Here is a 6904-nt window from a genome sequence, read left to right as displayed (position 1 = left end):
AAAGAGCGTCACCAATTATTTGTTGAGCCAGAAGGGTGGAATACGTGTGAGGTTTATGTAAATGGATTTTCAACTTCTTTACCTGAGGATATTCAGTTTAAAGCGTTGCGTACTGTTGTAGGTTTTGAGAATGTGAAATTCTTTCGTCCTGGTTACGCAATAGAGTATGATTATTTCCCGCCAACACAATTGAAACATACGTTGGAAACTAAATTGGTTGAAGGATTGTATTTTGCTGGACAAATAAATGGGACTACCGGATATGAAGAAGCAGCTTCGCAAGGTTTGATGGCTGGTATTAATGCGCATTTAAAAGTGCACGAACAGGCGCCATTAATTTTGAAAAGAGATGAAGCATATATTGGTGTTTTGATTGACGACTTGATTACGAAAGGAACTGAAGAACCATATCGTATGTTTACTTCACGTGCGGAGTACAGAACTTTATTGCGTCAGGATAATGCTGATTTTAGATTAACACCTTTGTCGTATGAAATTGGTTTGGCTTCCGAAGCTCGTTTGCGTCGAATGGAATTGAAATTAAACGAATCTGAAAAAATGGTTGCTTTCTTTAAAGAGACAAGTGTTTCTGTTGCGGAGACCAATCCGATTTTGGAAGCAAAGGAAACGGCGTTGATTACTCAAGGGGATAAAATGTTTAAAGTGTTTTCCAGACCGCAAATCGATTTGGAGGATATTATGAAATTTGAGAAGGTTAAGGAATATATTGCTGAAAATAATTTGGATCAAGAAATTTTGGAACAAGCCGAGATTCAGGTTAAATATTCTGGTTATATCGAAAAGGAGAGAAATAATGCTGATAAGCTGACTCGATTGGAAGATGTGAAAATTCCAGAAAATTTTGACTACAACAAAATCAAATCGATGTCTATTGAAGCAAAGCAAAAATTGAGTAAAATTCGTCCCGTGACGATTTCACAAGCTTCAAGAATAAGTGGAGTTTCTCCAAGTGATGTTTCGGTGCTTTTGATTTACATGGGGAGATAGAATATTTTAAATTTAGATTTTAGAACTTGGAATTTTTGATTCTTTAGTTCTAAAATCTTTTTTTTGATAAAAAAAAATAAATTTTCTTGCGGTATTAATTTTACCAGTGTATTTGAAGTTTTACTTTAAGTAATTTTTTAAATCTAATAATTAGTCCGTTTTTTTCTTTTCATTGTTTAAGTTTTAAAAAGGCTTTTTCTAAAGTTTTCTCGTCATTTTTCAAACTTTTAAATAAAAGGATTTAAATTAAAAAATCATTTGTTCCACGTGAAACTACGGCTGTAAACCTTATATTTGTTGAATAAATTGATTTTTAAAGTTTTTGAGGATGAAAATTATTCAAACAAAGTTTTTAACTTTTGAGCAAAAACAATCTTTGTTTGAACTTTGGAACGCAGAATATCCTGAAAGAATCGGTTATAAAGATTTATCCGAATTTCAAGATTATTTAGATGGACTTTTAGGGATAAAACATTATTTGCTTGTCGATGATTTTAATCAAATTTTTGGTTGGGCTTTTACTTTTGTTCGAGAAGATGAAGATTGGTTTGGAATTATAATCAATTCCAAAATTCAGGGGAAAAGATTTGGAACTCTTTTGCTAGATGAATTAAAAAGAAGTACATCGGCTTTGAATGGGTGGGCGACCGATCATCAAAATGATGTTAAGCGAAATAAAGAACCCTATTTGTCACCATTGGAGTTTTATACCAAGAATGGATTTATGGTTGATCAAAATATACGAATGGAAAACGATAAAATTTCCGCAGTAAAAATTAGATGGGAAAAGGGTATTGCAGGTTAATGCATTTCTTTCCAAATAGAATTAATAAAAAAAGAATTTCTTTTCAGCTTTTACAATTAGAGCTGAAATTATTTATTTAAAACACAAATGGACATTACAAACAAAAAGCATTTTCTTACTGTACAGGATTTTTCAGTTTCTCAAGAGATTTTCGAACTTTTTTATGATGAAACATTAGATATGTTAATCACGCATCCACAACCAGGTTTGGATGTTTTAGGCAAGTATTATGAAAGTGCTGATTATATTTCGCATACCGACTCAAAAAGATCCATATTTGAAAAGGCTTATCATTTTGTGAAAAATATTGCATTAAAAAATAAATTGGATTTAATCAATTCATATCAGCCTTCTAAAGGTTTGATTGTGGATATTGGTGCAGGAACTGGTGATTTTTTGACGGTTGCTCAAAATGATGGTTGGAAAACGATAGGTGTTGAGCCTAGTGACAAGGCCAAGGCAATTGCAAAAAACAAAGGCGTTTCTTTTGTGGAGAATACTTCCGAATTGGAGAGCCATACTTTTGACGTAATTTCGATGTGGCATGTTTTGGAACATGTTCCTAATTTAGATGAGCAAATCAAAGAATTAAAACGATTGTTGAAACCGACAGGTACTTTGATCGTTGCGGTTCCTAACTTCAAATCTTTCGATGCAAAACATTATGGAAATTTTTGGGCCGCTTATGATGTACCAATCCATTTTTGGCATTTCTCGAAAACTGCCATTCAAAAATTGTTTGCCAAAGAAAATATGAAACTGGAAAAAGTACTTCCTATGAAATTTGATTCGTTTTATGTGAGTCTGCTTTCTGAAAAATACAAAACAGGAAAAATGAATTATTTAAAAGCCTTTTTCATCGGGTTGCGATCGAATTGGAAGGCTAAACAAGAAATGGAATATTCGTCGCACATTTACATCCTAAAAAACAACTAAAACTTATTTTAAGCGATTTTAAGGCGTTTATTATGGTTTTAATAAGGTAATGGGTCGAATATTTTAATTTATTCGTCTAAAAGCTTCTCTGAAACCTAATTTTTATAGTTATTTTTTATTATTTTTAAATTTTTAATAATTTTAATTTATATTAATAAAATAGTAGCATTTTTGAAACTTTTTATCAATACTATCTATTTTTTTATATTTTTGTCGTCCATACATAAAAAAACTTGAAATACATCAAAATGAAGAAAGCATTATTATTTATCGCAATTTCAATATCACTTGTTTCTTGTGATAAAAAAACAGAAGTGAAAGAATTTAAAACAGCTTATGTTGATACAGCTGAGTTGATGAAAGAATATACCGAAACTAAAGACTTAGAAGCAAAATATAAAGGACAAGCAGCTGAAAAAGGAAGACAATTAGAAGCTGAAATCAACAGATTCAAGCAAGATGCAGCTAATTTTCAACGTAATGCTCAAGCAAACGGTCAAGAATGGGCTCAAAAAAATGGTGCTGAACTACAAAGAAGAGAGCAACAATTAGGTCAAGCTCAACAAGCTTTGCAAATGCAATTGCAACAAGAGAGTGGAAAAGAAATGGATTCTCTTGTAAAAGGTGTTAAAAAATTCATCAAAGATTACGGTAAAGAGAAAGGATATGCTTATATCTACGGTACTGGTGATGCAGCATCTATTTTGTATGCCGAAGAGAAATACGATATTACTAAAGAAATAGTAAAACTTTTGAACGAAAAATACAAATCTACTGCTAAAACAGAAGAAGTTAAAAAGTAATTTTTAGTTTACACAAATTCATAAAACCTTCATCTTGAATAAGATTGGAGGTTTTTTTATTTTTCAATATTTTATATTTTCGCTTTATAAATTATACGCCAAATGCAATCCATATCCGAAGCCGCTGTATATGCTCTCCGTTTTATCAACCAAACCCATCAATCCGTTTTTCTTACCGGAAAGGCGGGAACCGGAAAAACCACACTCCTAAAGGAAATCATTGCGACCACGCATAAGAATACTGTGGTAGTGGCTCCCACAGGAATTGCGGCCTTGAATGCTGGCGGGGTTACGATTCACTCGATGTTTCAGCTTCCTTTTGGTGGATTTATTCCAGACAATTCTGCACCCCAATTTTCGGATACGACCAAGTTTGAAACGAAAGCTACTTTGCGTAGGCATTTCAAAATGAGTGGACAAAAACGTGCTGTTATCCGCAATATAGAATTGCTTATTATTGACGAAGTCAGTATGTTACGCGCTGATTTACTGGATGCCATGGATTACATGATGCAAACAGTTCGTAAGAAGTCAGCTCCCTTTGGTGGTGTTCAAGTATTATTTATAGGTGATTTATTACAATTACCACCCATCATTCGTGATGAAGAGTGGAGAACATTGCGGAACTATTACAAAGGAAAATTCTTTTTTCATGCCCATGTGATTCAGCAATATCCGCCCTTGTACATAGAATTGTCCAAAATTTATCGTCAAACTGATGACCGATTCATTTCTGTTTTGAACAATCTGCGCAACAACGAGATTACACCCGGTGATATTCAAACGTTGAATGAATTCGTAAAACCTGATTTTGATCTGAAAGCCAATAAAGGTTACATTACTTTGACCACCCACAATGTCAAAGCCGATGTGATGAATGCACAATCGCTTGAAGATTTGGAAGGAAAGCAAACTACTTTTCTACCCGAAATTACTGGTGATTTTCCAGAGAAAATATATCCTGTCGACCCCAATCTGCAATTGAAAGTAGGAGCGCAGATTATGTTTGTCAAAAACGATTTGTCGATGGAAAAGAATTATTTCAACGGAAAAATGGGTGTTATAAAAACAATGACCTCCAAAGAAATTTGGGTGCATTTTCCCGATGAAGACAAAACCATTGAAGTTGACAAATACGAATGGCAAAACATTCGTTACACCGTAAACGAAATGACCAAGGAAATAGAGGAGGAGGTTTTGGGCTCGTTCGTGCATTACCCAATCAAGTTGGCATGGGCGATTACGGTGCATAAAAGTCAAGGATTGACTTTTGACAAAGCTGCGCTCGATGTATCGCAAGTTTTTCTGCCTGGACAGGCATATGTAGCATTATCACGTTTACGGTCCTTAAATGGGCTTGTTTTGCTTTCTCCGTTGCGAATGAATGGTATTTCAAACGATCAGGACGTGATGGATTACGCAGAGAACAAAGCCTCGGAAGAAGCTTTGGCGAATGCCTTAAAGCGCGAAACCAAAAATTTTATCCTTAACTATCTCAAAAACAGCTTCGATTGGAACGAGTTGGCGCAAGAATGGCGCAACCACCAATTCAGTTACAATGAAGATGCCGAAAACTCTGTTAAATTCAAGCATAAAACTTGGGCGCACAACCAAGCCGGTGTCATTTGGCAATTGCTTGACCCATCATCCAAGTTTTTGGTGCAATTGGACAAATTGTTTCACAGCGAACAGTTAGAATTCAATCATATATCAGATCGTATCAACGCAGCGTTCAATTATTTCATGGAGCCAATGGACAAGTTAGTTTATGAAATCCTGTGGAAACTTGAGGAAGTAAAGCGTCTCAAAAAAGCCAAAGCCTTTTATGACGAGTTAATAATTTTGGACGATCTACAAACTAAGGCGGTGCTTCAATTGATGAAAGCCAAATTAATGGTTGCCACGTTGGTAAAAGGCGAAACCATTTCGAAGGAAAAGCTAACTTCTCCAGAAATCAAGCAATACAAAACCATTAAGGTCGAGCGTGTCATCGAAGATTTCAAAAAAGCCAACATTACTCTGATCGAGGACGAAAAAGATGCAGAACGATACGGATCCAAGAAAACCGCGACTAAAGAGCCAAAAAAATCGACAATAGAGGAAACCTATGAGCTGTGGTTACAAAAGAAAACGGTACAGGAAATTGGAACCATCCGTAAATTTACACAGGAAACAATTTTAGGACATCTGACAAAGCTGATACAGTCCAGGAGGATCACTGTCGGCGAAGTATTTTCGGAAGACAAATTGGCTGCGCTCACCGAGGCTTTTGCGGGCTACAAAGAAGAATCGGTTTCTCCCCTAAAAGAAAAATACGGCGATGCTTTCAGTTGGGAAGAACTCCGAATGTTCAAGGCTAGTTTGAATCTCCACTAAAGCAAAGAATTTCAAGATCACCCACTTCTTCAGGTTGGCAAAGTTCATTTGGGCGTGCCCCTGTTGAGAAAAGTGGCCAACATACAGTGCCGCTTATACGGCCACTTTCCTCAACAGGGTCAGGCTGTCCGCGTTACTTCGGTAACCTGCTCCCATCCTTCACGCAACATCCTAGAAACACAAGATAATTAGTTATCCTAACAGATTGCTACTCAAGTTGCCGGGATTCCTCCTCTGTCGGGATCACAATAGTGTTTGTTAATAGTACGGAAGAGTAGTAGCAATCAATCTCCATAATCCAAATTCTCAATCAGCGTACACGACAATATCGTAATAAAAAACCATCAATATTATATAATATTCGTAGTTTTTTACGTATAAATTTAACAAAATTATTTTTTATTGAAAGAAAAACGCTATAAATTAAAACAAGAATAGTTTAGTTTTGTTTTTGTAATCTATTATTACACAAATCTTTAAAAAAACTATTTATGTCAAATTTGCTCAACAACCGCGTAAACGGGACTGCTACTGCAGCACAAGTAACGGCAGTCAAAGCCGCTTTTCAAACCATCTTGACCAACCTTCCCTTTCTGGTGGGTTTAACCGCCGACGAACGAAAATCATTAAACACGATCGATGTCAACAACAAAGCATTTACCGAGGATGCCATCAATGCGGGTGTAAACAATCCTACGCTTATTCCGTCTTATCTTTCGGTGGCGAATATGCAAAATGATTTAACGCTTTTTACCCAACTCGATGAAATCTCTGGATTGGCAAACCAACTCTGTGAGCGCATCGAAGATACCAAAATGCTTGCAGGAAGTGAGGCTTATGGAGTGGCATTAGCACTGTACAAATCCTTTGGCTCTGCTGCAGATGCCGGAGTTCAGGGAGCCGATAGCATAGTAGACCAACTCAAGAAACGTTTTGCAGCTAGTGGCGGTAATGCCGTTACGGTACCGCCAGTAAT

At 35.9% G+C, this 6904-nt stretch carries 6 protein-coding genes; all 6 read left to right on the top strand.

Annotated features, from left to right (window positions below):
- On the top strand, positions 1-1008 hold a 1008-nt coding region (locus VFS71_RS16830), incomplete at its 5' end, for an FAD-dependent oxidoreductase (protein WP_326402743.1).
- A 328-nt stretch (positions 1009-1336) separates the two neighbouring features.
- Entirely contained in the window at positions 1337-1813 is a 477-nt protein-coding gene (locus tag VFS71_RS16825; RefSeq protein WP_326402742.1) for a hypothetical protein, read from the top strand.
- Positions 1814-1900: 87 nt separating this feature from the next.
- Positions 1901-2749: a class I SAM-dependent methyltransferase gene (locus VFS71_RS16820; RefSeq protein ID WP_326402741.1), complete on the top strand. Its 849-nt coding sequence runs from the start codon at positions 1901-1903 to the stop codon at positions 2747-2749.
- Positions 2750-2997: 248 nt separating this feature from the next.
- On the top strand, positions 2998-3552 hold the full coding sequence (locus VFS71_RS16815) for an OmpH family outer membrane protein (protein WP_326402740.1): 555 nt from the start codon (positions 2998-3000) through the stop codon (positions 3550-3552).
- 102 nt (positions 3553-3654) lie between these two features.
- Complete coding sequence (locus tag VFS71_RS16810) at positions 3655-5928, top strand: helix-turn-helix domain-containing protein (protein ID WP_326402739.1); 2274 nt, start codon at positions 3655-3657, stop codon at positions 5926-5928.
- A gap of 491 nt (positions 5929-6419) precedes the next feature.
- Positions 6420-6904 (top strand): hypothetical protein (locus tag VFS71_RS16805; RefSeq protein WP_326402738.1); only part of this gene is annotated, 485 nt, incomplete at its 3' end.

Origin of the sequence: Flavobacterium sp. (assembly GCF_035760125.1) — a bacterium.
In the GTDB taxonomy this organism is placed as follows: Bacteria; Bacteroidota; Bacteroidia; order Flavobacteriales; family Flavobacteriaceae; genus Flavobacterium.
Note: the sequence above shows the minus strand (reverse complement) of the source record. Positions and strands in the feature narration are given on the sequence as shown.

Bases quoted from the DNA above. Each gene is read 5' to 3' on its own strand.
- VFS71_RS16825 (WP_326402742.1), top strand. From the start codon at position 1,337: ATGAAAATTATTCAAACAAAGTTTTTAACTTTTGAGCAAAAACAATCT.
- VFS71_RS16820 (WP_326402741.1), top strand. From the start codon at position 1,901: ATGGACATTACAAACAAAAAGCATTTTCTTACTGTACAGGATTTTTCA.
- VFS71_RS16815 (WP_326402740.1), top strand. From the start codon at position 2,998: ATGAAGAAAGCATTATTATTTATCGCAATTTCAATATCACTTGTTTCT.
- VFS71_RS16810 (WP_326402739.1), top strand. From the start codon at position 3,655: ATGCAATCCATATCCGAAGCCGCTGTATATGCTCTCCGTTTTATCAAC.